Consider the following 24,144-nt stretch of genomic DNA (forward strand, 5'->3'; position numbering starts at 1 on the left):
CAAAATGTTAAGGATATATCGATCAGCGTTTTAAGCGTTTTGATGATTTTTTATTTTTGCGATGCATAAAAAGCTTAGTGATAGCCAGTATCTGTTGTTAGAATTAGCGGAGGACAAGATTACAGGAAGTATGTAGTGCTTATGAAGCAGAAGCTCTATTTAAAAATGTTGGCGTGGCTGGAGGATAATATCTACTGTAACCCGGCGATCGATGACCTGGCACAGTATATGGGCTATTCGCGTCGGTTTGTGTACGAGGTGTTTTATCAATACGGCCGGTTACCCATCGGGCAGTATATTCGCCTGCGGCGCTTGACCATCGCAGCGGTCAGTCTGCGCTTAACGCGGCAACCGATCGCCGCTATAGCCTGGCAGTTAAGTTACGATTCGCCGCAGACCTTTTCCCGCGAGTTTAAGAAACGGTTCTCGCTTTCGCCACGGGAATACCGATGCGCAGCGCACTGGGATACGGCAAAACTGTTAAAAAAATTCTCCCCTGATGATGAACGTCTGCCATTGGCGCGGATCTGTTCCCTGCCGGAGCGGGTCTATTATGGCTACCCGATGAAGTATGAACTGCGCCTGTCGGATATGGTGCTGCAACGCACCGCCAAGACGGCTATCAGACAAAAGGTTGACCGTTTTTTTACCACCGGAGAAGGCTCGCTTTCCATACTCTCTGATTACGCCCCGGCGCGTCAAAATGAGCTTAACGTCGAGATTAACGCCTTTGTTGGTTGTCATGAGACGCGAAAGCCATCGTCCACGTTGACCGCCCGGTCGGGACTCTATGTCGGAGTTGATTTCTACGGCAGCTGGTCACGCTATGCCCGTTTGTCCAGCGATCTCTATCTGGATCTGCTGCCAACGCTGGGGGTAAGCCGTCGCGACGGGTATGACATAGAATGTTTCATGGCACGCCATACGGAAGGCGGAGATACAGAAGAGAGGTGCTATCACGTACGCTATTTTATACCGGTGACGCTGAAAGCGGCGGCTCAGCAGCCGGGCAGCGATAATGAGTCAGTCCCCGCGAGGGGGACCCAATAAGGTGGCCGGAGCCACCCAAATAAACTTCACAGTAAAAACCACAGCAGCCAGGTAATGAGGAAGCCCGTCACCCCCATGATGGTTGTCAGTACGGTCCATGTTTTGAGTCCGTCCGGCACCGAGAGCCCCAGATAGCGCGTGACCACCCAAAATCCGGCATCGTTGACGTGTGACAATCCGAGTGAGCCGAAGCAGGTCGCCAGCGTCACCAGCACCAGCTGGAGCGGCTCCAGCCCGGCAACCGCCTGTGACAGCAGGCCGGAGGTGGTGAGGATCGCCACGGTGGCCGAGCCCTGCGAGGCCCGAAGCACCAGCGACAGCAGGAAAGCGGCGGGCATCAGCGGCAGATGAATCGTCTCCAGCGCCTCGGCTAAGGCATTGCCGATGCCGGAGGCGACCAGCACCCCGCCAAAGGCGCCGCCGGCGCCGGCGACAAGGATAACGTCCGCCGAGGAGGGGATCGCGCTGCCGGTCACTTCTCCCAGCTTTTTCAGGTTCATACCCCGCCGGATGCCTAGCGTCCAGCTGGCCAGGCCCAGGGAGATCAGCAGGGCGACGGGCGGGGTGCCAATGACGGTCATCAGCTGGCGAATCGCGTTTTCCGGCAGCAGCAAGGCCTGACAGAGCGTTCCGGAAACAATCAGCACGATGGGCACCACGATCAGCCCGCCGATAACCAGCGCATTCGGCGGCGCCAGTCGGGTCTGCTGCGCGTTGACGGAGAGGTCGGGCACCTCGGCCGTTTGCTGCTGTTCCAGCACGTTAATCGACAGATGATAATGGCGCTGATTGATCGACCGGGCGACAAAATAACCCACGATACCCACCACGACCGACACCCCAATCCCCGCCAGCATCAGCCAGCCGACATCGCTATGCAGAATACCTGCCGCGGCCGCCGCGCCAGGGTGGGTTGGCAATGCCACGTGGACGGTTAACATCACTCCGGCCATTGGCAGGCCAAACTTCAACGGCGACATATGAGCGACTTTACTGAAGCCGTAAATTAACGGAATGATGATAATAAAGCCGACTTCAAAGAAGACTGGCGTGCCGAGAATAAAAGCGACGATGGTTAAGGCGGCAATCGTCCGTTTAGAACCCAGCACGCCGGTCAGCGTTTTCGCCAGCGATTCGGCGCCGCCGGATATTTCAATGAGCACCCCCAGCATTGATCCCAAAATAATAATGCTGGCGATATGGCCGAGCAGGCCGCCCATCCCTTTTTCAATGGTGGTAATGATTTTATCCGCCGGAATGCCGGTGGCGAACGCCACCAGCAGGCTGACGATCAGGAGCGCCACAAAAGGATGCGCCTTCGCTTTGATCACCAGCAGGAGCAACAGCACTACGCTGGCTAACGCAATAAGTAACAGCGCCGATGTCGACATAGTTTTGCCTCGGGTATTAACAGGTATACAGAGAGTTATATTTTTAGAACTGCGCTTTATTTTTTCCGGTAGGGCGAAAACCATTCCAGTCCGGAAAGGGTATCCCCCCTGGGGATATATTCGCAGCCGATCCAACCGTCATAGCCCGCTTTATCCAGTAACGCATAGATCCATGAATAATTAATCTCGCCCTCGTCCGGTTCATGGCGGTCGGGCAGGGAGGCTATCTGAATATGGCGGTACTGACCGGCATACTCAGTAATAAGATGGCTTAAATTACCGTCCACTTTCTGCGCATGAAACAGATCTAACTGCACCGCGATGTTCGGCCGGTCGACCCGCTGCGCTATCTCCAGCGTCTGATATTGGCTGTGGTAGAGATAGCCCGGTTTGGTCTGCGGATTCAGGGCTTCAATGAGCACTCGCTTGTCGTGGCGGGCAAAGCACTCGGCGGCGTAGCGCAGGTTATCGAAAAGCTCGGCCTCGCAGGCCGCGCGATCCATCCCCGGCGGCACCACGCCGGCCATGATATGCACCTGCGGACAATCCAGCTGGCAGGCATACTCCAGCGCCAGCTCAATATCACGCCGGGCCTCGGCGCTCCTGCCCGGCAGGGCGGCGAGACCCCACTCCCCGGCGTTAACGTCGCCGGGCGGGGTATTAAACAGCACCAGCTGCAGCTGGTTTTCCTGCAGGCGCTGTTTAATTTCCCCGGCGGCATACTCATAGGGGAACAGAAACTCCACGGCTTCGAAACCGGCGCGGGCGGCGGCGGCAAAGCGGTCCAGGAACGGCAGTTCGGTAAACAGCATGGATAAATTTGCAGCGAATTTTGGCATGGTTTTATCTCAGTTCATCCACTTCGTCAGCGGTCAGGTAACGGATCTCGCGATTGCCGAGGGTAAACATCAGCCGCGCGGTCTCTTCCAGCTCTTCGGTATTGTTGGTGGCTTCGCGCAGCGATGAGCCGGTGACCACCGGACCATGGTTGGCCAGTAAAAAGGCGTTATAGCGCGGCGCCAGCCCGGCCAGCGCCTCGGCAATGCGGTCGTCACCCGGTCGGTAGTAGGGAACCACCGGGACGTCGCCGACCCGCATCACCACGTAGGGAGTAAAGGGGCGAATACAATTGTGCGGATCGAGCCCCTGCAGGCAGGAGAGCGCGGTTAAATAGTGGCTATGCAAGTGGACGATCGCCTTGCAGGCCGGGTTATGCAAATAGACCGCCCGGTGAAAAGCGACCTCTTTCGACGGTTTGTCGCCGGCGAGCCATTCGCCTTGCAGGGTGACCACCGACAACCGCTGCGCCTGCAGCTCGCCCAGGCAAGAGCCGGTCGGCGTCGCCAGCAGGTTGCCGTCCGGTAGCAGCAGCGACAGATTGCCGGCGGAGCCGGTGGCATAACCGCGGTTAAACAACGAGGCGCCAATTTGCACCATTTCATCTCGCAGCTGTCGCTCAGTCATGACAAAACTCCTGCTGGGCACGGGCAAAGAACGAGATATCGCCGAAATTCCCTGACTTCAGCGCCAGGGAGAGCGGCTGGCGGGTATCACGCACCCAGGGAACCCCAGGGGAGATCGTCGGCCCGATATGGAACGCCTCGACCCCCAGCGTCTGCGCCACGATGCTCGACGTTTCCCCTCCGGCCACAATAAAGCGGGTGAATCCTTTCGCTTTCAGCGCGGCGGCGAGGGCGGCGAACAACTGTTCCACCCTTTCGCTGCTGGCCTTGTCGCCATACTGCGCCTGGATCCGCTGCAGCGTTTGCGGCTCGGTGGTGGCATAGACCATCGGCGCCAGCGGCGCATCGCGGTTTGCGTCCACCCAGGCTGCCAGCGTCCCGACATAGCCTTCGAGATCGGTAAAGCAAGCGCTTAAGTCAACGGCGCGGGCGGGAGCCTGTTCACGATAGGCCGCCACCTGGCTGTTGGTCATCAGCGAACAAGAGCCCGAGAGCACCACCGCCGGGCCGGGCAGCGGCATGCCCGCCAGGGATCCTTCACCCTGGGTTCCGTGGCGCTGCGCCCAGTCGCGGGCGAGGCCGATGGCGAGACCAGAGCCGCCGGAGACCAGCTTCATCTCCCGCAGCGCCGCCCCCTGGCTCAGCAAATGCTGTTCACTAAGGGCATCGAGCACCACATAGCGCACCGCCGGATCGCTGATGGCCGCCAGCGCGGCAACGACCGCTTCCGGCCCCTGATCGATAATTGGCCAGGCTATCAGCGCCGCTTTACCGCCGCCCTGGCGTTCGATTAAGCGGCCGAGGTGGGCATCCTCCATTGGCGTCACCGGATGGTGGCGCATGCCGGACTCATTGAGCAACTGCTGGCCGACAAACAGATACCCCTGATAGACCGTGCGGCCGTTCACCGGCAGCGCCGGTGATATCACCGTCCGCGTCTCGCCCAGCTCTGCCAGCAGCGCATCCAGTACCGGGCCAATGTTACCCTGCGCGGTGCTGTCGAAAGTGGAACAATACTTAAAATAAAATTGCTGACAGCCCCGGGCTTGCAGCCAGCGCAGGGCCGCCAGGGACTGGCTGACGGCGGTTTCCACCGGGCAGGATCGCGTTTTCAGACTGATCACCACCGCTTCACTGGTCAACGGCAGTTCGTGGGGCGGTACGCCGTTTAGCTGCACCGTCGGCATGCCGTTGCGCACGAGGAAGCTGGCGATATCCGTGGCGCCGGTAAAGTCATCGGCAATGACACCAAGCTGCATCTTGTCTCTCCTCACTGTTTATGGCCCGGCAGGGTAATGCCGTTGAAAATCTTGATCACCGCGCTGTCATCTTCCCGGCCGAATCCGGCGTTGCTGGCGGAGGTGAACATATTCAGCGCGGTGGTCGCGAGCGGCAGCGGGAAGGTCAGCGCCCGGGCGGTGTCATTCACCAGACCGAGATCTTTGACAAAAATATCGACGGCGGATTTTGGCGAGTAATCGCCATCCAGGACGTGCTGCATACGATTCTCAAACATCCACGAATTACCCGCCGCGTGGGTCACCACGTCGTACATCGTCTCCAGCGGGATGCCGGCGCGGGCGGCGAGGGCCATCGCTTCGGCGGCGACGGCGATATGCACCCCGGCCAGCAACTGATGGATGATTTTCACCGTCGAACCGAGGCCAATGTCGCTCCCGATGCGGTAGACTTTGCCGGCCACCGCATCCAGCACTGGCGCGAGGCGGGCAAAGGCGGCATCGCTCCCGGAGGCCATTACCGTCATGTCGCCGGCGGCCGCTTTCACTGCGCCGCCCGATACCGGCGCGTCGAGCATCAAGAGCTGATATTCTGCCAGCGCTACGGCTATCGCCTGGGCATCGGCGGCGGCGATGGTTGACGACACCATCACCGCGGTGCCCGGCTTCAGATGGGCGGCGAGGCCGCTCTCGCCGAACAGGATCCCCCGCACCTGGGCGGCATTGACCACCAGCAGTACGACCGCATCCAGCTCAGCGGCGAAAGGCACCGCGCTGGAGCCTGCGCCTTTGGCGCCCGCCTCCAGCAGCGCGCGGCAGTTGTCGGGGTTGATGTCCACCCCCCAGGTGTTCAGGCCCGCCTGCAGGCAGGCGCGGGCGGCGCCCATGCCCATCGAACCCAGTCCAATCACGCAGACGTTAGTGTGTGCAGTCATGACGGTCTCCTTGTGAATATTCGTTAATTAATGTTATTTAATGATAGATTAAAGCGTTATCATGTGAATTTATGTGAGAGTTATCACGAATAACCCACATGAATATAAAAAATTCACAGGCGGAAAGTGGCTGCGCAATGGCGATTCTTGCCCTAAAATAGCGTAAAAACAGCGGTCAAGCGCGATAACAGTACAGGGTATCGTCAGGCTCCCGGCGTGAGTGGTGTGGTCTGGTGTGAAAAAATGGTAAGGGGAGAGCGGTGATTCCAATTGAACGTCATCAGCGTATTTTAGCCCTGGTGGAGCAGCGTGGGGCGGTAAGCATTAATGAGCTGACGGAGATCCTCGGCGTGTCCCATATGACTATCCGTCGGGACGTCAGTAAGCTGGAAGAACAGGGGCTGCTGGTCAGCGTCTCGGGCGGCGTGCGCGCCGTCAGCCGGCTGGCCGCAGAGCCCAGTCATCTGGTGAAAAGCACCCTGCAGAGTGAAGAGAAGCAGGCCATCGGCGCGCTGGCGGCCAGTCTCATTGCCAAAAACAGCTGCATCTATCTCGATGCCGGCACCACCACTCTGGCGCTGGCGCGGGCCATCCTCGACCGGGACGACCTGCAGGTGGTCACCAATGATTTTGAGATAACCCAGCTGCTGATAGATGCCAGCCAGTGCGGGGTGATCCACACCGGCGGCACCCTGTGCCGGGAGAACCGCTCCTGCGTCGGCGAGTCGGCGGCGCGCACCTTGCGCCACCTGGCTATCGATACGGCCTTTATCTCCGCCAGCGGCTGGGACAGCCGCGGAATTTTCACCCCTGATGAGAACAAAGTCACCGTCAAGGAGACCGTCAGCCAGGTTAGCGCCAGAAGCATCCTGCTGTGCGACAGTTCGAAATACAATCAGGTGGCCACGTTTATGGCGTTGCCCTTGACTCGCTTTACCACCATCATTACCGACCGGCATCTCTCCGATGCCGCCGCCGCCCATATCACCCGGCACGCCTGCGAGGTGCTGCGCGCCGGGTAAGGCGCGCGGCCTTCGCCGGGCTAGCGCTGCCAGTGCTCGATCAGCGCCGCGCCTATCACGGCGATCTGCTGGTTACGTTCGGCCATGGTCGCTGCGGTATCCCGCAGATAGATCACCACGATACGCTCCGCTTTGCCGTCCGGGCCGAGCAGGGCGACAATGCCGCGTGAGCCCCGCTCACCGGCCCCGGTTTTATCGGCGATAAACCAGCCCGCCGGCAGCTCGGCGCGGATCAACGGGCCGGCCACCCGGTCGTCAACCATCCACTGCAGCAGCTGCTGCTGCGAACGGGCGCTCAGAGAGGGGGTGGTTAGCAGCCTGCGCAGGGTGGTGGCCATGCTGGCCGGGGTGGTGGTGTCGCGCACGTCGCCGGGAAGCGCCTCATTGAGTTCCGTTTCCCAGCGGTCAAGACGGGTGACGTTGTCACCGATCTGGCGCAGAAAAGCGGTCAATCCCGCAGGGCCGCCGACGCTCTTCAACAGCAGATTGCCGGCGGTGTTGTCGCTCATGGTGATGGCGGCGGCGCAGAGTTCGCCAACGGTCATCCCGTCGGCAAGGTGTTTTTCGCTGACCGGGGAGTAGTCCACCAGATCCTGCTGGCGGTAGTGGATCCGCCGATCCAGCTGTTCGTCGCCGGCATCCACCCGGGCCAGCACCGCGCCGCAGAGCAGCACTTTAAAGGTGCTCATCAGCGGAAAGCGCTCACTGGCGCGCCAGGCGGCCAGCGTGCGGCCGCTGGCCAGATCCATTTCAACATAGCCCACCCGGCCCGCCAGCTGACTTTCGCTGATTTTAATCTGCTCAAGCGGCTGAGGGCTGGCGAATACCGCCAGTGGCAGTGCGGCAATCAGGGAGATAAGGCACAGGCGAACATAACGCATAACCGTAATACTTCCTTGTGTAAGGGCCGATAAAGGCGAGAAAAAGTGTGGCGAATAAGAATAACCCGGTATTTTGCTGATTCACAATTCCTCTTTTTTCCTTCATCATTTGTCATCTTTTATTTCGAATAATCAATATTTAGCTCAGCCTAAGCACGCTATTTTTTGACTCAAGGCCGCAATGAACTATAAGAAAGTACTTAAGACCGCACGCTGGCTGGCGCCGCTGATTGCTGACGATACGCCCGCCGCGCTGCGCGGTTTGCCAATGATCTATGCCATCCCGGGAGGAACTGGTGCACCCGATAATTAAGGTCATGCTGGTGGGCGGTAAGGCGGATGGACTGCTGGTCAGCGTCGCCGACGATGCGACCGAGGTCTCGGTGACGCCTGCGCAATACGGTGCGCCGTCCGGGCAACCGCTCAGCTATCGTATCGTAAGTCAAACCATTGACGATGAACGCTATTTCTTTGGCGTCTTTAGTGACGCCCATCAGGATAGCGATAAGCTGACGCGGGTGGCGCTGACCCGCGGAATGAAAAAAATGTTCTGTTGAACCCGGGCGGAGTGAGGGGATGCGATAGTATCCATGCCGCGGCTTTGCTACTGTGGCAGCCTTCTCTCTCCGGGCCAGGACGCATCATGATTCAGTACATCCATATACAAAACTTTCGCTCAGTCAGGGATATCGAACTGGAGCTGGGGCCATTGAACATTGTCTTCGGTCCTAACGGCTGCGGCAAATCCAATATTTACAACGCCATCCATCTGTTGACCGCGGCTGCCGACGGCAGGCTGTCGGGGTTTATCAGCGCAGAGGGCGGCCTGGAAAATATGATGTGGTCCGGAGATCGTTCCCCCCTCGATCGCCATCCCCGCCGGCTGCAAATCGCCTGTCGGACGGAGAGCTTTGATTATGAACTACAGGTAGGTTTCCCGGAAAAATTACCCTATCCGACGCAGTTCATGCTCGATCCCATCGTCAAAGAAGAGCACATCTGGCTGGCAGGCTACTCCCGTCGGCCTTCCTCCCGCGTACTGCAGCGCAAGAATCAGGCGGCGTTCCTCGTCGATGTCACCGGGGAGAAAAGCACCTTCACCGAGAGTATTTATGAAAACGAGTCGGTGTTCGGTCAGCTTGGCGAGCCGCACCGTTTTCCCGAAGTGTCGCGGGTGCGGGAGACCCTGCGCCGCTGGCGGTTTTACCATGAGTTCGCCATTGGCCGCCACTCGCCGCTGCGCCAGCCGGCCGTGGGGTATCGTTCGCCGGTACTCGACAGCGATGGCCATAATCTGGCCGCCGCCTTTCAGACCATTGTCGAGATTGGCGCGGAGGAGATGTTGCACGAGATCCTCGCCGACGCCTTTCCCGGCTGCCAGTTTTACTGTGAAAACGAGCACTCGCGTTTCGCCCTGAAAATGCGCCGGGAGGGGATCCGCAGGCCGCTGCTGGCGGCGGAGATGTCCGATGGCACGCTGCGCTTTCTCTGTCTCGCCGTCGCGCTGCTCAGCCCGCGCCCGCCGGCGTTTCTGGCGATCAATGAGCCGGAGAACAGCCTGCATCGCGACATGCTCCCGGCGCTGGCCCGGCTGATAATCGAGGCCTCCCCCTACAGCCAGATCTGGCTGACCAGCCACTCGGCTGAACTGGCGGAGCTTATCGCCGCTGGGGCGCCCTGTCAGCGCTATGCGCTGGAGAATAGCGGCGGAGAAACGCGCATTGTGGCGTAAACCCCGTCATCCCTGACGGGAGCGCCGGGATCAGGCGGGGGTCTGCGTCTCCGCTGCTGGCAGCAGGCTTTTGCCGCCGCGTAAGGTGATGAACGAGAGCAGGGTGAAGCTCAGGGTGATGCAGCCGAGGATCAGATAGGCCTGATGGAAGCCGACGGTGTCATACATCCGGCCCACCCAGGCGGAAAGGACCACCCCGGACAGCTGTTTCGACAGGTTAAAACCGATCAGGAACAGGGTGGCCGAGAGCCGCGGGTTAAAGGCGGAGGAGATATATTTAAAGGTCCCGACCAGCAGGAAGGGGATCTCAAACATATGCAGCATCTTGAGGATCACCACCTCTACCGCCGATGAGGCGAACGACGATCCGAGAATGCGCACTGACATGATCATCCCGGCGGTCAGCAGGGCGTTTTTGGCGCCGATGCGGTTAACGATGGCCGGGGCGCAGAACATAATTAGCGCGTTGAGCAGCTCGCCGCCGGTGGTGACGAAGCCAAACACTTCGGTACCGCGCTGCGGACTGGCGAAAAAGCTTTTGAAAAAGTTGGCGAACTGCTGATCAAACACGTCGTAGACGCTGGCGACTCCCACCACATAGACGATAAAGCCCCAGAAACGCGGCATACGTAACAGCTCGGCCGCGGTGCGCAGCGAAAAGGCCTGGCGATTGGCTCCCAGCGCCTCAATAACCTGGGCGCTGTTGCTGCTTTCCGGGCGCGACAGCCAGAGCAGAAGACCTAGCACCAGCGCAAAGCCGGAGGCGATCCAGAAGGTAATATTGGGGTCGATGCCGAACAGCACGCCGGTTATCGAGGCGCACAGCGCCCAGCCGACGCAGCCAGCGACCCGCACTTTGCCATATTCAAAGCGGTTTGCCCGGCTGACGCGCTCGATATAGGCTTCCACGGCCCCGGAGCCGCTGGAGAAAACAATCCCCAGGTAGATCCCGCCCACCAGCGAACCGGCGATAATATTCATCTGCAACAGCGGGGAGAAAACGAAAATAAAGAACGGCGCGAACAGAATTAACAGTACCGTGATGGTCCACAGCAGATGTTTGCGCAGGCCAAGCTTATCCGACATCAGACCAAATACCGGCTGAAAAATAATCGCGAACAGCGAGATGGAGGAGAAGACGATCCCGGTTTCCGTTTTGGTTAAATGGTTAACGTCCGCCAGCCACACCGGAAAAAAAGGAAAATAGGCCGACATAATGAAATAGTAAAAGAAAAAGAACAGCAGGAAATAGAAAAAATTATGCCGTTCTCGCGGCGCCAGTTCAGAGAATTTCATCACCATGATCCCTTGTTATTCTGTTTGTAGGGTGGGGGCTGCCGCCCCCACGGATTAAAGGCAACGCAATGAGACCTCGTACTGCCAGCGCGTTTGGGTCAGGAGCCACTGCGGCAGCACGCTTGGGGTCCAGGAGTCATCGCCCCCCACTCCCATATGCAGGCCGTCGAGGGTGATCCACACCCCGTCTTCGGCCTGGATCTTGTGCCAGTGGTCGGTCTCCATTAGCTGACGGGTGCTCCATGGCTGAACGGAGAAGTGGAAATGGCCGCTGACGTGCCAGCGTCCCCAGTCCAGCGCCTGGGTATCACAGCGCAGGCCGTTTTCCGTCGGGAAGATGTAGGGCGTGCTCATCGCCGCCAGCGGCTGCTCCCAGCGGGCGAAGCAGGCGCTGCTCCGCCGGTCGGGGTAGTTCTCATGCGGTCCCAGCCCCAGCCAGCTCACCGGCGCCTGCTGATCCGCCACCTGGAAATGCAGTCCGACCCGCGGCAGCGGCGGCAGCGTTTCCGCGCGCTCGCCGTCCACCGTCAGCCGTACCGTTCCGTCCGCAGTAAAGCGCATGCGCCAGTGGCTGACAATCACCACCTCGTCGCCGCGCAGGTAGTGCCAGCGGCTGTCGACAAGGGTCTCATTCGCCAGGCGCTGGGCATCGCACTGCACGCAGCGCGCCTCAAGGTCGAACAGGCCGGCGCTTTTCCAGCGCTCCACCCAGGCGTTGGGATCGATGCGCTCCACTTCGCTGACCCCGATGTCATTGTCGAGCGGCGCGCGGATAAACTGATCCTGCAGGGGGGTCAGCAGCTGCTCCTGACCGGCAAGCGACCAGCCACTCAGCAAACCGGTCCGCCGATCGACGGTCCAGCACTGCGTGCCGGCGCGGATCTGCCAGGCCTCCTCGCTGACGACCAGATCCGGGGCGCCGGCAGGCACCGTGGGCGCCGGCAGCGCCAGCGGGGCGGGCAGGGGAAACTGCTGCCAGGCGACGCGATGGTCCGCCGGGGACCAGTCGGTCGCCCGGGGCTGGACCACCTCCAGCGTCAGCCACACCGCGCGGGCGCCTGGCGGTATAATCAGGTCATCAAGCAGCGTTATCTCGTCACTGCCCTCCGGGGGAAGCGCCAGCGTCAGGTTGCCGTGATACAGGGTTTCACCGGCCGCCTGCACCTGCCAGCGCAGCGCTTCGTTATCGCTCTGGCGGAACAGGTATTCGCTGGCGATGCGCACGCGCAGCGACGAGGTCGACAGCAGGGCGAACTGGAAATACTGCTGGGCGTGCTTCGCCTCGATCAGCGACGGATGCGGCGTGCGATCGGGGAACACCAGGCCGTTCATACAGAACTGGCGATCGTTCGGCTTATCGCCAAAGTCGCCGCCGTAGGCCCAGCCGACGCTGCCGTCGTCAAAGGTTTTGCAGATCGCCTGGTCGGCCCAGTCCCAGATAAACCCGCCCTGCAGCCGCGGATACTCGCGGAAGGCCTGCCAGTAATCGGCGAAGTTGCCGAGACTGTTGCCCATCGCATGGGCGTACTCGCAGAGGATCAGCGGCCGCTGCTCGCCGGGCAGGCTGATCCATTTTTTGATCCCCCACTTCGGTACCGCCGGGATCGGCTGGTCGCGTTCGACGCGGGCGTACATCGGACAGATAATATCGGTAGCGGTGGTATCCGCGCCGCCGCCCTCGTACTGCACCGGACGGCTCGGGTCGTTGCGCTTCAGCCAGTGGTACAGCGCTTCATGGTTGCCGCCGCCGCCAGATTCGTTACCCAGCGACCAGATGATAATGCATGGATGGTTGCGGTTGCTCTGTACCATCCGGGTGACGCGGGCGCTGAAGGCTGGCAGCCACGCCGGATCGTCGGACAGCCGGTTCATCGGCACCATGCCGTGGGTTTCAATATTGGCTTCATCGACCACGTACAGACCGTAGCGGTTGCACAGCTCATACCAGCGCGGCGCGTTGGGGTAGTGTGAGCAGCGGACGGCGTTAAAGTTGTTCTGCTTCATCAACAGAATGTCCTGCACCATATCCGCCTCGCTGACCACCTGACCGCGCAAATGGTGGTGTTCATGGCGGTTAACGCCGCGGATCAGCAGCGGTTTGCCGTTAAGGCGCAGCAGACCGTCGGCGATCTCGATGCGGCGAAAACCGATATCCCACGCCTCGGCCTCCAGCAGTTCGTCGCCACGCCACAGGGTGACCACGGCGCGATAACAGTTCGGGGTTTCCGCGCTCCAGTGCGCCGGCGCCGCTACCGCCAGGGAGAAATCGACCCGTTCGGCATAGTGGCCGCGCTCATCCACCGCCGGGGTGCCTAACGGCTGACGATGGGCGGCGACAGGCTGCTCGCCGCGCCACAGGCTAACCCCGACGCAGAGCCCGGCAAGCGCCGCCTCTGTCGCTTCGACGGTCGCCTGAACCTGCAGAGCACCGTCGCGGCAGAGGGCGTCAAGGGTCGGCGTCAGCTGCACGTCGCATAGCCGCTGGTGCGGCTTATTCAGCAGCCACACCGAGCGAAAAATACCGCTCATTCGCCACATATCCTGGTCTTCCAGCCAGCTGCCGGCGCTCCAGCGCATGACCATCACGCACAGGCGGTTGTCGCCCGGGCGCAGGAAGGGGCTGAGATCGAACGCCGCCGGCAGGCGGCTGTCCTGGGAGTAACCGACCCAGGCGCCGTTGCACCACAGATGAAACGCTGAGTTGACGCCGTCGAAAATAATCTGCGTCTGTCCGTCCGTGCGCCAGGCGTCATCGATCGCAACGTGCAGGGAGTAACAGCCGGTTGGGTTATCCTCCGGCACCCGCGGCGGGATGGTGTCGATGGGGTAGCGGACGTTGGTGTAGATCGGCGCGTCATAGCCCGCCATCTGCCAGTTGGAGGGCACGGGCGTCCCGCGGCTGCCTGGCAGGTCTTGCGTCAGCCACTGTGCATCGACGGCAAACGGGCTGCGGGCGTAAGCAAATTGCCATTCGCCGTCCAGCTGACGACGTCGAGGCGAAGGGCGATTATCGCGGGCGGCAAGCTCATCGCGCCAGCTGGCGAACGCGGGATGCGCTGGCAGGCGGTTGAGATGGGTAATGGTCTGGTTCTGCCAGTCTTCGCGGGCGAGGACGGCGTGGAAGTCAGGCGCGTGGCGGCGACTGGTATCGCTTATTGGCATAGTAATCCCCGGTAAGTCAGAAAATGTCGATCGCTAAACAGGATAAAGAACGTTATCGGATAATTTGTTTTGTCCAGCAACGACGGCGGAAATGAAATTAACAGACGATCACGAAAGCGAGGGTAAAGCGCTGTTTTTTGTCGCGCGTTAAACATAAAATGTTAGCGCACGACATTGTTATTGCTGAGGAGAAAAAATGCCGCGTCGTACCGCTACCCTGGAGGATGTCGCTCGCGCGGCCGGGGTTTCCCAACAGACCGTCTCCCGGGTCCTGAACCGTCCTGAAGTGGTGTCAGCCCGCACCCGCGAGCAGGTAATCCGCGCGATGCAGGCGCTGCACTACGTACCTAACCGCTCGGCGCAGCTGCTCGCCGGCAAAGCAGCGCCCTCCATTGGGCTTATCACTGCCTCGCTGACCTTGCATGCTCCCTCGCAGATCGCCGCCGCGGTAAAGAGCCATGCCAGCCTGCACCAGCTGGAGGTGGCGATAGCGATGCCGGCGCAGGCCGACTTCGCCGCGCTGCAGGCCCGGCTGGACGAACTGCGCGCCCAGCATATTCGCGGAGTGATCGTTAGTCTGCCGCTGGAAAGCGCTACCGCCGAGCGACTGGTTAAAGAGAACCCGGATATGGCCTGCCTGTTTCTGGACGTCTCCCCGGAGGCCGATGTCTGCTGCGTGCGCTTCGATCATCGCGACGGCTGTGGGGCGTGCGTGCGCCATCTGTGGGAGCTGGGGCATCGCGAATTTGGCTTGCTGGCAGGGCCGGAAAGTTCGGTTTCCGCTCGTCTGCGTCTCGCCAGCTGGCGCGAGGCGCTGCACAGTCTGAATATCGCCCGTTCAACCACGGTGTTCGGAGACTGGAGCGCCGCCAGCGGCTGGCAGAAAACCTTTGAACTGCTGCACCTGCAGCCGCGGATCAGCGCCATTGTGGTGGCGAACGATCAGATGGCGCTCGGGGTACTCAGCGCGCTGGCCCAGCTCAATCGCAGCGGCAGCCAGGCGGTATCGGTGACCGGCTATGACGACACCGCCGACAGTCTCTACTTTCAGCCGCCGCTCACCACGGTGGCGCAGGACTTCGATCTGCTGGGCAAGCGGGCCGTGGAGCGGCTGATTGCTCTGATGGCGGCCCCGCAGCTGCGGATCCGCGAGCTGCTGCCGACCCGGCTCATCGTGCGCCAGTCGGCGTGGCCGCTCGCCGCCGCGGAGGACCGGCAGCAGACCCTGGCGCAGCTGAAAGCGCTGGTGGAGAAGCTCTAGCCGCAGGCCGTTGAGGATTTATTGAGGTTGACCATGCTAACCTCGGGATCAAACGTAGAGAGGTCAGGATCCTCTGCCTGCGAAAAATGCAAAATACAATCTATCCATGCAAGCATTGATTTACCGCCAGTCACATGGCGGTTTTTTTTGCCTTCCTCCGTTTCCCGCTTTGTTCCGTTCGTTTTTTCGCCTGGCATCCCCTGCGGCGGCATGCTACATCTGTCTTTCGGGATAGATGCCGAACACAACGGGAGTCAAGGTCATGATGGTGATTGAGGGGAAAGAGGCGATTGGGCGGGTAGACTGGCGGCGGGTGAGGACCATCGTCGCCGAGGCCGGGCTGAATGAACGTGATGTTCAGCAGCTGGAGCAGGCGTTTCTCCATAGCACCTTCTGCTGGTTTGGCTATGAGCACGGTCAGCTGATTGCCGTGGCGCGGGCCATCAGCGACTGCACCTGGAGCAGCTATTTGTCGGATGTGGCGATCGTCCCCGACCGCCAGGGGCAGGGTTACGGACAACAGCTAATGCTGGCCATCCGGGAGCAGCTGCTGCCCTTCGGCAAAATCTTTATCTATGCGGTGGCCGATAAAATCCCATTCTATCAGCGCTTTGGTTTTGCCATGCTGACCACCGGGATGGTCTGCGCCAGCGAGGAGGGCATGCGCAACATGCAGGAGCAGGGCTATATCCGCCAGCCCTGAGCGCGGATACCGGGCAACGCCTGGCTTAAGCGGTTAAACCAGGCGCAGGCACCGTCAGAGGGGCCGTTCAAGCACAAACAGATACGCTTCCCGCGACCAGAACAGGGCGGTACGGCGTCGCTCCACCGACATGGTTTTTACCTCCCAGCCTTCGCGGGTATAGCTACTGAGAAACTGGCTCATTTTGTCAGGGTCGGCTTTGGCTTCGCCAAAAAACAGGCTGCCCAGCAGGCCCTCTTTATAGATCACTACCCGACACTCTTTCTTCATCATCCACCATCCTGGCGACCGGTTTACTGTGGCCGTCTATTGTCCGCGGCTGGGACGATTTTGCAATCGGAGAAGTTGCAAACTGTTTACGGTACTGCAGTGGGCTTAGCGCGAAGCGCTGGCGAAAATGGTGGCGCAGGGTGCCAGCGCTGGCAAAGCCGCAGCGCTCAGCGATCTGGTCGATGCCCATCGTGCTCTCCGTCAGGTGCTGACGGGCGCGCAGCAGACGCTCCTCCAGCAGCCAGCGGGCGGGGGTTTTACCAGTGGCCTCTTCAAAGCGGCGCAAAAAGGTGCGCGTCCCCATGCCGGCGCGCTGTGCGAGGGAGGCGACGGTGTGGCTGGCGGCGAGATGCTGGTGCAGATAATCAAACAGCTGGCCAAGGCGCAGACTCTCCCGGCTGCGGGCCACCGGACGCAGGACCTGCTGCGCCTGACCGCCGTCGCGATGGGGAGAGACCACCAGGCGGCGGGCGACCACATTCGCTGCCTCGCTGCCGAAATCCTCGCGCACCAGATGCAGACAGAGGTCGATCCCCGCCGCGCTGCCGGCGGAGGTCATCAGCAAATCATCGCCCACGTACAGGACATCCTCCACCACCTGGATCTGCGGAAAACGGGACTGCAGCGCGGCGGTGTAGCGCCAGTGGGTTGTCGCCTGGCGGCCATTGAGCAACCCGGCGGCGGCGAGAACGAACACCCCGGAACAGATGGAAATAATCCGGCACCCGCGGGCGTGAGCGGCGGCCAGGGCGGCGCACAGCGCCTCGGGGACCGGGGCATCGATGCCGCGCCAGCCGGGGACCACGATGGTCTGCGCCTGGGCGAGAAGCTCAGGGCCGCCGTCGGTCATCAACCGGACTCCGCCGGTGGCTCTCAGAGGCCCTTCATCGACGGCGGCGACGGCGAACTGGTACCAGCGCTCGCCCATTTCCGGGCGCGGCAGGCCGAAGATCTCCACGGCCACGCCAAACTCAAACGTGCACAGGCCATCGTAGGCGAGGGCCACCACGCGGTGAGGTGACAGTGTCACCGAAGGGGTTGTCAGGATGTTAGCGTTTTCTGTCATGGTTGCCGGCAGATAAGGGTGATGGGCGTCAGTAAAGTAGTGTTATCACAGACAAGGAGAAGACGCCATGAGTGTAGTAACCCAATTTACCCCCGCCACCTCCGCCGAGGCTATCCGCTGGTTCCGCCATAAGCTGCATCTCGAGACCGACTGCGCCGATGTGCACAGCGCCCAGCGTGCCGGCGAGGTCGACTTTGTCCTGCTGCACGTGGTCGGCAGCGAGGAGGCCTTCGCCAGGCGCCACCTGCCCGGCGCGCTGCATCTCCCGCACAGCCAGATCAGCGCCGAGAGAATGGCGGCCTGGCCGGCGGAGACCCTGTTTGTGGTCTATTGCGCCGGGCCGCACTGCAACGGTGCCGACGTTGCCGCGCTAAAGCTGGCCGAACTGGGGCGGCCGGTGAAAATGATGCTCGGCGGGATCACCGGCTGGGAAGATGAGGGCTATGCGTTTGTCGCCGGTAAATGAATATTTTTCATGTCCCATGAAATATTCTCGTTTGCGGCCCGCCGGCCTGCATGCCAGTATCTGGACATATAGCCATCCAGAAGTCTAAAAATTCAAATAATGAACTATCACGGTGGGCAACTAACGCGCCCACCGCTAAGGAGACAGCATGCAACGTCAACAGGCCCCGTTCCGCGCAGACATCGTCGGCAGTTTTTTGCGCCCGGACAGCATCAAACAGGCGCGTCAGCAGCTGGCTGAGGGGATTATCGACGCCGCTCAGCTACGCGAGATTGAGAATAACGCGATCCGTCATCTGGTCCAGCAGCAGTGCGACTGCGGCCTGCACGTGGTCACCGACGGCGAGTTTCGTCGCGCATGGTGGCATTTTGATTTCTTCGACGGCCTGCAAGGCGTTGAGCGTTACGATGCCGAGCAGGGGATCCAGTTCAACGGCGTGCAGACCAAAGCGCACGGCGTGCGCGTTACCGGCAAGCTGGCGTTTGGCGACCACCCAATGCTGGAGGATTTCCGCTATCTGAAAAGCATCAGCGGCGACGCGCAGCCTAAGATGACCATTCCCAGCCCGAGCGTGCTCCACTTCCGCGGCGGTCGGAAAGATATTGATGCCACCGTTTACCCGGATCTCAGCGACTACTTCGACGACCTGGCCACCACCTGGCGCGACGCGATCCGTGCGTTTTATGACGCCGGCTGCCGCTATCTGCAGCTGGACGATACCGTCTGGGCCTATCTGTGCTCCGATGCCCAGCGTCAGCAGGTGCGCGAGCGCGGCGACGATCCGGATGCGCTGGCGCGCATTTATGCCCGGGTGCTGAACCAGGCGCTGGAGGGCAAGCCGGCCGATCTGACGGTGGGCCTGCACGTCTGCCGGGGCAATTTCCGCTCAACCTGGATCTCGGAGGGCGGTTACGAGCCGGTGGCTGAGGTGCTGTTTGGTGGCGTCAATGTCGATGCCTTCTTCCTCGAGTATGACAACAACCGCTCCGGGGATTTCGCGCCGCTGCGCTTTATTCGTCCCGGCCATCAGCAGGTGGTCCTCGGGCTTATCACCACCAAAAACGGCGAGCTGGAGAACCCGCAGGGGGTAAAAGCGCGCCTCGCTGAGGCGGCGCAATATGTTCCGCTCGAGCAGATCTGCCTGAGTCCGCAGTGCGGTTTCGCCTCCACGGAAGAGGGTAACGCCCTCAGCGAAGACCAGCAGTGGCAAAAAGTCCGTCTGGTGACCGCCATCGCCGCCGACGTCTGGTAATTGCTTTCTTAGCGCAGCGTTGCACCGTGATGAGGCAACGCTGCCATCTCCTTCGCCTCCGCCCTCCGCCTGCGCCGCATCCCACTGTTCTCACAACCTGGCACCGTTTTTGCCTTATCACCTCTGGTTAGCTGTTAATTCTTTATTTTTGCGCTACTCAGGAGTGAATCATGCAACGTAGAACGTTATTAAATGCTTTTGCACTCTCCGCCTCTGTTATGGCTATGGGTCTCTCATTCCAGGCCTATGCCGCCGACACTATTAAAGTCGGGATTATGCATTCGCTCTCCGGGACGATGGCGATTTCCGAAACGCCGCTGAAGGACGTCGCCCTGATGGCCATCGACGACATCAACGCCAAAGGCGGGGTGTTGGGCAAGAAGCTGGAGCCGGTGGTGGTCGACCCGGCCTCCAACTGGCCGCTGTTCGCCGAGAAGGCGCGCCAGCTGCTGGCCCAGGACAAGGTGGCGGTGGTGTTTGGCTGCTGGACCTCGGTCTCGCGTAAATCGGTGCTACCGGTGTTTGAGGAGCTGAACGGCCTGCTGTTCTACCCGGTACAGTACGAAGGGGAAGAGATGTCCCCCAACGTCTTCTATACCGGCGCGGCGCCTAACCAGCAGGCCATCCCGGCGGTGGAATACCTGCTGAGCGAGGACGGCGGCGGCGCCAAACGCTTTTTCCTGCTGGGAACCGACTACGTTTATCCGCGCACCACCAACAAGATCCTTCGCGCCTTCCTGCATGCCAAAGGGATCCAGGACAAAGATATCGAAGAAGTCTACACCCCGTTCGGCTATAGCGATTACCAGACCATCGTCGCCAATATCAAAAAATTCTCCGCCGGCGGCAAAACGGCGGTGGTCTCTACCATCAACGGCGATTCCAACGTGCCGTTCTACAAAGAGCTGGCTAACCAGGGACTGAAAGCGACCGACGTGCCGGTGGTGGCCTTCTCGGTGGGGGAAGAGGAGCTGCGCGGCATCGACACCAAACCGCTGGTCGGCAACCTCGCGGCATGGAACTACTTTGAGTCGGTCGATAACCCGACCAACAAAGCCTTTGTCGCCGATTATCGCGCTTACGCCAAAGCGCACAAGTTGCCGAATGCCGATACGGTGGTGACCAACGATCCGATGGAGGCGACCTGGGTGGGTCTGCATATGTGGGCGCAGGCGGTGACCAAAGCCGGCACCACCGACGTGGACAAAGTGCGCGACGCTATGGCCGGACAAACCTTCAAAGCGCCGTCCGGTTTCACCCTGACGATGGATGCCACCAACCACCATCTGCATAAGCCGGTGATGATTGGTGAAATTGAAGGCAACGGCCAGTTCAACGTGGTCTGGCAGACCGATGAGCCCGTCCGCGCGCAGCCGTGGAGCCCGTGGATCCCCGGTAATGATAAGAAACCTGACCATCCGGTGAAAACCGTCAGCCAGTAAGCGCCAGGGCCGACGGAGCGGGAACGTCGCGTCCGTCGGCCGCTGACCAGAGGAGAACGACATGAACGCATTGCGTCTCATGAGTGTGTTGACGCTACTGCTGATCCTGCTGCCATGGCGGGCACAGGCCGCGGAGGCGGACGACTTCGTTGCCGCCAGCCGCAGCCAGCAGGCGCAGCTGTTGACCCAGTGGGCGGCAGCGCCGCAGGCGGATCGTCTGCCGCTGCTGCGGGCGTTGACCACCGAGAGCCTGGTGATGGACGACGGAAAACATGCTTTCCGCACCCGACAGGGCGGATTACAGCCATTGGGTGCCGTCGCCGCGCCCCAGGGCGAAACCCGACCGGTGCGTCTGACCAACCGCCTGCGCAATCTGGCTGCCGGCGCGCTGGCCAGCCACCTTATTTTAAGTGACAACGTCACAGAGCGAGCGTCCGCCGCACGAACGCTACAGCGGGAAGCGACCCCGGCCATGGCCGCGCTGCTGCAGCAGCGGCTGAAGGCGGAAAGCGATGATAATGTGCGGGGCCTGCTGGAGGTGGCGCTGGCCCGGCTGCAGCTCACTCAGCCTGAGGCCAGCGCGCGGTTGGCCGCCGTGACGCTGCTCGGCCATTCTGTGGACCCGGAAACCCAGGCGCTGCTGATCCCCTTTACCGATGCCCAGCATGAGCCGGATGCGGCGGTGCGCGAGGCGGCCAGCGACAGCCTGCAAAAGATCAAACATCGTCTGCTGATCGGCGATCTGCTGGGCCAGGCCTTTATGGGACTGTCGCTGGGATCGGTGCTGCTGCTGGCCGCGCTGGGGCTGGCGATCACCTACGGCCTGCTGGGGGTGATTAACATGGCCCATGGCGAGATGCTGATGATTGGCGCCTACAGCTGCTGGCTGGTTCAGCAGGCGCTGGCGCAGCTCGCGCCGCAGTGGCTGGCCTTTTATCCGCTGGTCGCGCTGCCGGTGGCGTTTCTGGTGACCGCCGGGATCGGCATGGCGCTGGAGCGCACCATTATTCGTCATCTGTATGGTCGGCCGCTGGAGACGCTGCTCGCCACCTGGGGGATCAGCCTGATGCTTATCCAGCTGGTGCGCATGCTGTTTGGCGCGCAGAACGTCGAGGTGGCGAACCCCGCCTGGCTCTCCGGCGGCGTGCAGGTCCTGCCGAACCTGATCCTGCCGTGGAACCGGCTGGCGGTGCTGGCGTTCGTCCTGCTGGTGCTGTGCTTTACCTGGCTCATCCTGAACCGCACCCGTCTGGGGATGAACGTCCGCGCCGTGACGCAGAACCGGGCGATGGCCGCCTGCTGCGGCGTACCTACCGGGCGGGTGGATATGCTGGCCTTTGGCCTCGGCTCCGGTATTGCCGGGCTGGGCGGCGTGGCGCTGTCGCAGCTCGGCAACGTCGGGCCCGAGCTGGGTCAGGGCTATATCATCGACTCATTCCTGGTGGTGGTCCTGGGCGGCGTCGGCCAGCTGGCCGGCAGCGTGGCGGCGGCCATTGGGCTGGGCATTTTCAACAAAATTCTCGAACCGCAAATGGGCGCTGTGCTGGGCAAGATCCTGATCCTGGTGATGATTATTCTGTTTATTCAGAAACGCCCGCAGGGTCTGTTCGCGCTGAAAGGGAGGGTGATTGACTGATGAGCCAACCTGTTACCTTAACGCTGGCGCAGCGCGCGCCGCGGCCTCTGCGCTGGCTGGGGATCCTGCTGGTGCTGGGGCTACTGAGCATGCCATTTCTGGCGCTGCTGCCGGCCTCCCATCCGCTCGCGGTACCGAGCTGGCTGCTGACCCTGAGCGGTAAAATCCTCTGCTACGCCATTGTGGCGGTGGCGCTGGATCTGGTCTGGGGCTACGCGGGTATGCTGTCGCTGGGGCACGGGATTTTCTTTGCCCTCGGCGGGTACGCTATGGGCATGTACCTGATGCGCCAGGCGGCGGGCGACGGTCTGCCGGCGTTTATGTCTTTTCTCTCCTGGAGCGAACTGCCCTGGTTCTGGTGGGGCACGCAGCATTTCGCCTGGGCGATGGCGCTGGTGGTGCTGGTTCCCGGTCTGCTGGCCCTGGTTTTCGGCTGGTTTGCCTTTCGCTCGAAGATCAAAGGGGTCTATTTCTCGATCATGACCCAGGCCCTGACTTATGCCGGTATGCTGCTGTTCTTTCGCAACGAGACCGGGTTTGGCGGCAACAACGGTTTCACCGGTTTTACCACGCTGCTGGGTTTTCCGGTCACCGCCACCGGCACCCGCGCCACCCTGTTTATGGCCACGGTTTTGCTGCTGTTGCTGACCCTGTGGCTGGGCTCGGCACTGGCGCAGAGTAAGTTTGGCCGGATCCTCACCGCGGTGCGGGATGCCGAGAACCGCCTGATGTTCTGCGGGTACGACCCGCGCGGCTTCAAGCTGCTGGTGTGGACGTTGTCGGCGGTACTCTGCGGCCTGGCGGGGGCGTTATATGTCCCGCAGGTGGGGATCATCAACCCCAGCGAAATGTCGCCGACCAACTCCATCGAGGCCGCCATCTGGGTGGCGCTCGGCGGGCGCGGCACCCTGATCGGCCCGGTGCTTGGCGCCGGGCTGGTCAACGGCGCGAAGAGCATTTTCACCGTGGCGATGCCGGAGTACTGGCAGCTGTTTCTCGGCCTCATCTTTATCATCGTAACCCTGTTTTTACCCCGCGGGGTGATGGGCCTGCTGCGTCGAGGAGACCGCTAATGCAACCGGATGAAGGACTGTTTACCCGCCAGCTGCCCGGCGATCGCTTTCGTGCGCAAACCGACCCGGTACTGCAGCTGGAGAACATTAACGTCAGCTTTGATGGTTTCCGGGCGCTGACGGACCTGTCGCTGGCGATTGGCGTCGGCGAGCTGCGCTGTGTGATCGGCCCCAACGGCGCGGGCAAGACCACCCTGATGGATGTGATCACCGGCAAAACCCGGCCGCAGAGCGGCAAAGCGATCTATGACCAGTCGGTGGATCTGACCACCCTCGAACCGGTGGCCATCGCCCGCCAGGGCATCGGGCGCAAGTTTCAGAAGCCGACGGTCTTCGAAGCGCTGACGGTGGCGGAAAATCTCGCCCTGGCGATGAAGGGAGATAAATCGGTGTGGGCCAGCCTGCGCGCCCGGCTGAGCAGTGAACAGGACGATCGACTGAATGAGGTGCTGCGCCTGCTGCGTCTTGACGGCGAACGCTACCGCCAGGCGGGGCTGCTTTCCCATGGCCAGAAACAGTTCCTTGAGATCGGCATGCTGCTGGTGCAGGAGCCGCATCTGCTGCTGCTTGATGAGCCAGCGGCCGGCATGACCGATGCGGAAACCGAATATACAGCGGAGCTGTTTCGTACGCTGGCCGGACAGCACTCCCTGATGGTGGTGGAGCACGACATGGGATTTGTCGAGACTATCGCCGACCGGGTGACGGTCCTGCATCAGGGCCAGGTGCTGGCGGAGGGATCGCTGCGGGAGGTGCAGGCCAATGAGCAGGTCATTGAAGTTTATCTGGGACGTTAAGGAGCGCC

At 61.2% G+C, this 24,144-nt stretch carries 23 protein-coding genes; 13 read left to right on the forward strand and 10 right to left on the reverse strand.

Translation table 11 applies throughout. The features are described from left to right. Positions 1-141 precede the first annotated feature (141 nt). Positions 142-1,050 carry a helix-turn-helix domain-containing protein gene (locus ACLEXF_RS03465; RefSeq protein WP_407259804.1) on the forward strand — a complete coding sequence of 303 codons (909 nt, stop codon included), beginning with the start codon at positions 142-144 and terminating at the stop codon, positions 1,048-1,050. 26 nt (positions 1,051-1,076) lie between these two features. On the opposite strand, the gene ACLEXF_RS03470 is transcribed toward ACLEXF_RS03465, so the two are convergent. Genes ACLEXF_RS03470 through ltnD form a run of 5 tightly spaced genes read right to left on the reverse strand, consistent with a single transcriptional unit; the run spans position 1,077 to position 6,077 of the window. Next, on the reverse strand, positions 1,077-2,441 hold the full coding sequence (locus tag ACLEXF_RS03470) for a GntP family transporter (protein WP_004206005.1): 1,365 nt from the start codon (positions 2,439-2,441) through the stop codon (positions 1,077-1,079). Between the two features lie 56 nt (positions 2,442-2,497). Continuing rightward, entirely contained in the window at positions 2,498-3,280 is a 783-nt protein-coding gene (locus ACLEXF_RS03475) for an HPr family phosphocarrier protein (RefSeq protein WP_371331348.1), read from the reverse strand. A 4-nt stretch (positions 3,281-3,284) separates the two neighbouring features. Next, a complete protein-coding gene (locus tag ACLEXF_RS03480) occupies positions 3,285-3,905 on the reverse strand; it encodes an aldolase (protein WP_043519530.1) in 621 nt (206 codons plus the stop codon). Continuing rightward, positions 3,898-5,163, reverse strand: a complete 1,266-nt coding sequence (otnK, locus tag ACLEXF_RS03485; protein WP_136085031.1) for a 3-oxo-tetronate kinase — start codon at positions 5,161-5,163, stop codon at positions 3,898-3,900. Before otnK ends, ACLEXF_RS03480 begins: the two co-directional genes overlap by 8 nt. A gap of 11 nt (positions 5,164-5,174) precedes the next feature. Then, complete coding sequence (gene ltnD, locus ACLEXF_RS03490) at positions 5,175-6,077, reverse strand: L-threonate dehydrogenase (RefSeq protein WP_004205998.1); 903 nt, start codon at positions 6,075-6,077, stop codon at positions 5,175-5,177. A 260-nt stretch (positions 6,078-6,337) separates the two neighbouring features. Here ltnD and ACLEXF_RS03495 point away from each other — a divergent pair, with 260 nt between their 5' ends. After that, positions 6,338-7,099 (forward strand): DeoR/GlpR family DNA-binding transcription regulator, encoded by a 762-nt coding sequence (locus ACLEXF_RS03495; protein ID WP_004205996.1) that lies wholly within the window; start codon positions 6,338-6,340, stop codon positions 7,097-7,099. 20 nt (positions 7,100-7,119) lie between these two features. Here ACLEXF_RS03495 and blaOKP read toward each other — a convergent pair whose 3' ends face one another. Continuing rightward, positions 7,120-7,980, reverse strand: a complete 861-nt coding sequence (gene blaOKP / locus ACLEXF_RS03500; RefSeq protein WP_407259803.1) for an OKP family broad-spectrum class A beta-lactamase — start codon at positions 7,978-7,980, stop codon at positions 7,120-7,122. A gap of 181 nt (positions 7,981-8,161) precedes the next feature. Between blaOKP and ACLEXF_RS03505 the strand changes: the two genes are divergently transcribed. The 3 genes from ACLEXF_RS03505 to ACLEXF_RS03515 all read left to right on the forward strand — a co-directional run bounded on the left by ACLEXF_RS03505 (position 8,162) and on the right by ACLEXF_RS03515 (position 9,712). Continuing rightward, the gene (locus ACLEXF_RS03505) at positions 8,162-8,293 is read left to right on the forward strand and encodes a hypothetical protein (RefSeq protein WP_023318188.1); all 132 of its coding nucleotides are present in this window, start codon (positions 8,162-8,164) and stop codon (positions 8,291-8,293) included. Further along, positions 8,277-8,537 (forward strand): hypothetical protein, encoded by a 261-nt coding sequence (locus ACLEXF_RS03510; protein ID WP_004205993.1) that lies wholly within the window; start codon positions 8,277-8,279, stop codon positions 8,535-8,537. The genes ACLEXF_RS03505 and ACLEXF_RS03510 overlap by 17 nt, the downstream gene beginning before the upstream one ends. Positions 8,538-8,623: 86 nt before the next feature. Further along, entirely contained in the window at positions 8,624-9,712 is a 1,089-nt protein-coding gene (locus ACLEXF_RS03515) for an AAA family ATPase (protein ID WP_186997923.1), read from the forward strand. Between the two features lie 30 nt (positions 9,713-9,742). On the opposite strand, the gene ACLEXF_RS03520 is transcribed toward ACLEXF_RS03515, so the two are convergent. Both ACLEXF_RS03520 and ACLEXF_RS03525 read right to left on the reverse strand, forming a co-directional pair. Further along, on the reverse strand, positions 9,743-11,008 hold the full coding sequence (locus ACLEXF_RS03520; protein ID WP_218811082.1) for an MFS transporter: 1,266 nt from the start codon (positions 11,006-11,008) through the stop codon (positions 9,743-9,745). Between the two features lie 54 nt (positions 11,009-11,062). Then, complete coding sequence (locus ACLEXF_RS03525; protein WP_423265727.1) at positions 11,063-14,170, reverse strand: beta-galactosidase; 3,108 nt, start codon at positions 14,168-14,170, stop codon at positions 11,063-11,065. Between the two features lie 196 nt (positions 14,171-14,366). Here ACLEXF_RS03525 and ACLEXF_RS03530 point away from each other — a divergent pair, with 196 nt between their 5' ends. Together ACLEXF_RS03530 and ACLEXF_RS03535 are read left to right on the forward strand one after the other, a co-directional pair. Continuing rightward, complete coding sequence (locus ACLEXF_RS03530; RefSeq protein ID WP_004205987.1) at positions 14,367-15,431, forward strand: LacI family DNA-binding transcriptional regulator; 1,065 nt, start codon at positions 14,367-14,369, stop codon at positions 15,429-15,431. Between the two features lie 262 nt (positions 15,432-15,693). Further along, on the forward strand, positions 15,694-16,134 hold the full coding sequence (locus tag ACLEXF_RS03535; protein WP_049092649.1) for a GNAT family N-acetyltransferase: 441 nt from the start codon (positions 15,694-15,696) through the stop codon (positions 16,132-16,134). 54 nt (positions 16,135-16,188) lie between these two features. Here ACLEXF_RS03535 and ACLEXF_RS03540 read toward each other — a convergent pair whose 3' ends face one another. Both ACLEXF_RS03540 and ftrA read right to left on the reverse strand, forming a co-directional pair. Next, positions 16,189-16,404 carry a DUF4177 domain-containing protein gene (locus ACLEXF_RS03540; protein ID WP_004205985.1) on the reverse strand — a complete coding sequence of 72 codons (216 nt, stop codon included), beginning with the start codon at positions 16,402-16,404 and terminating at the stop codon, positions 16,189-16,191. After that, the gene (ftrA, locus tag ACLEXF_RS03545; protein ID WP_048324123.1) at positions 16,373-17,470 is read right to left on the reverse strand and encodes a transcriptional regulator FtrA; all 1,098 of its coding nucleotides are present in this window, start codon (positions 17,468-17,470) and stop codon (positions 16,373-16,375) included. The genes ACLEXF_RS03540 and ftrA overlap by 32 nt, the downstream gene beginning before the upstream one ends. 67 nt (positions 17,471-17,537) lie before the next feature. Here ftrA and ACLEXF_RS03550 point away from each other — a divergent pair, with 67 nt between their 5' ends. The 6 genes from ACLEXF_RS03550 (at position 17,538) to urtD (ending at position 24,136) form a co-directional block, all read left to right on the forward strand. After that, a complete protein-coding gene (locus ACLEXF_RS03550) occupies positions 17,538-17,936 on the forward strand; it encodes a rhodanese-like domain-containing protein (RefSeq protein ID WP_017900351.1) in 399 nt (132 codons plus the stop codon). Between the two features lie 148 nt (positions 17,937-18,084). Continuing rightward, the gene (locus ACLEXF_RS03555; protein WP_049092645.1) at positions 18,085-19,188 is read left to right on the forward strand and encodes a cobalamin-independent methionine synthase II family protein; all 1,104 of its coding nucleotides are present in this window, start codon (positions 18,085-18,087) and stop codon (positions 19,186-19,188) included. A 170-nt stretch (positions 19,189-19,358) separates the two neighbouring features. Beyond that, the gene (gene urtA, locus ACLEXF_RS03560) at positions 19,359-20,630 is read left to right on the forward strand and encodes an urea ABC transporter substrate-binding protein (RefSeq protein ID WP_407259801.1); all 1,272 of its coding nucleotides are present in this window, start codon (positions 19,359-19,361) and stop codon (positions 20,628-20,630) included. 61 nt (positions 20,631-20,691) lie between these two features. Beyond that, complete coding sequence (gene urtB, locus ACLEXF_RS03565) at positions 20,692-22,266, forward strand: urea ABC transporter permease subunit UrtB (RefSeq protein WP_407259800.1); 1,575 nt, start codon at positions 20,692-20,694, stop codon at positions 22,264-22,266. Next, positions 22,266-23,339, forward strand: a complete 1,074-nt coding sequence (gene urtC, locus ACLEXF_RS03570) for an urea ABC transporter permease subunit UrtC (protein WP_017900354.1) — start codon at positions 22,266-22,268, stop codon at positions 23,337-23,339. Before urtB ends, urtC begins: the two co-directional genes overlap by 1 nt. Further along, the gene (gene urtD, locus ACLEXF_RS03575; protein WP_004205978.1) at positions 23,339-24,136 is read left to right on the forward strand and encodes an urea ABC transporter ATP-binding protein UrtD; all 798 of its coding nucleotides are present in this window, start codon (positions 23,339-23,341) and stop codon (positions 24,134-24,136) included. Before urtC ends, urtD begins: the two co-directional genes overlap by 1 nt. Positions 24,137-24,144 lie beyond the last annotated feature (8 nt).

The organism is Klebsiella pneumoniae complex sp. WS1778 (genome assembly GCF_049472055.1).
Lineage (GTDB): Bacteria > Pseudomonadota > Gammaproteobacteria > Enterobacterales > Enterobacteriaceae > Klebsiella > Klebsiella quasipneumoniae.

Coding starts and splice junctions, on each gene's coding strand:
- ACLEXF_RS03465 (WP_407259804.1), top strand. CDS start 142: ATGAAGCAGAAGCTCTATTTAAAAATGTTGGCGTGGCTGGAGGATAAT.
- ACLEXF_RS03470 (WP_004206005.1), bottom strand. CDS start 2,441: ATGTCGACATCGGCGCTGTTACTTATTGCGTTAGCCAGCGTAGTGCTG.
- ACLEXF_RS03475 (WP_371331348.1), bottom strand. CDS start 3,280: ATGCCAAAATTCGCTGCAAATTTATCCATGCTGTTTACCGAACTGCCG.
- ACLEXF_RS03480 (WP_043519530.1), bottom strand. CDS start 3,905: ATGACTGAGCGACAGCTGCGAGATGAAATGGTGCAAATTGGCGCCTCG.
- otnK (WP_136085031.1), bottom strand. CDS start 5,163: ATGCAGCTTGGTGTCATTGCCGATGACTTTACCGGCGCCACGGATATC.
- ltnD (WP_004205998.1), bottom strand. CDS start 6,077: ATGACTGCACACACTAACGTCTGCGTGATTGGACTGGGTTCGATGGGC.
- blaOKP (WP_407259803.1), bottom strand. CDS start 7,980: ATGCGTTATGTTCGCCTGTGCCTTATCTCCCTGATTGCCGCACTGCCA.
- ACLEXF_RS03505 (WP_023318188.1), top strand. CDS start 8,162: ATGAACTATAAGAAAGTACTTAAGACCGCACGCTGGCTGGCGCCGCTG.
- ACLEXF_RS03515 (WP_186997923.1), top strand. CDS start 8,624: ATGATTCAGTACATCCATATACAAAACTTTCGCTCAGTCAGGGATATC.
- ACLEXF_RS03520 (WP_218811082.1), bottom strand. CDS start 11,008: ATGAAATTCTCTGAACTGGCGCCGCGAGAACGGCATAATTTTTTCTAT.
- ACLEXF_RS03525 (WP_423265727.1), bottom strand. CDS start 14,170: ATGCCAATAAGCGATACCAGTCGCCGCCACGCGCCTGACTTCCACGCC.
- ACLEXF_RS03530 (WP_004205987.1), top strand. CDS start 14,367: ATGCCGCGTCGTACCGCTACCCTGGAGGATGTCGCTCGCGCGGCCGGG.
- ACLEXF_RS03535 (WP_049092649.1), top strand. CDS start 15,694: ATGATGGTGATTGAGGGGAAAGAGGCGATTGGGCGGGTAGACTGGCGG.
- ACLEXF_RS03540 (WP_004205985.1), bottom strand. CDS start 16,404: ATGAAGAAAGAGTGTCGGGTAGTGATCTATAAAGAGGGCCTGCTGGGC.
- ftrA (WP_048324123.1), bottom strand. CDS start 17,470: ATGACAGAAAACGCTAACATCCTGACAACCCCTTCGGTGACACTGTCA.
- ACLEXF_RS03550 (WP_017900351.1), top strand. CDS start 17,538: ATGAGTGTAGTAACCCAATTTACCCCCGCCACCTCCGCCGAGGCTATC.
- ACLEXF_RS03555 (WP_049092645.1), top strand. CDS start 18,085: ATGCAACGTCAACAGGCCCCGTTCCGCGCAGACATCGTCGGCAGTTTT.
- urtA (WP_407259801.1), top strand. CDS start 19,359: ATGCAACGTAGAACGTTATTAAATGCTTTTGCACTCTCCGCCTCTGTT.
- urtB (WP_407259800.1), top strand. CDS start 20,692: ATGAACGCATTGCGTCTCATGAGTGTGTTGACGCTACTGCTGATCCTG.
- urtC (WP_017900354.1), top strand. CDS start 22,266: ATGAGCCAACCTGTTACCTTAACGCTGGCGCAGCGCGCGCCGCGGCCT.
- urtD (WP_004205978.1), top strand. CDS start 23,339: ATGCAACCGGATGAAGGACTGTTTACCCGCCAGCTGCCCGGCGATCGC.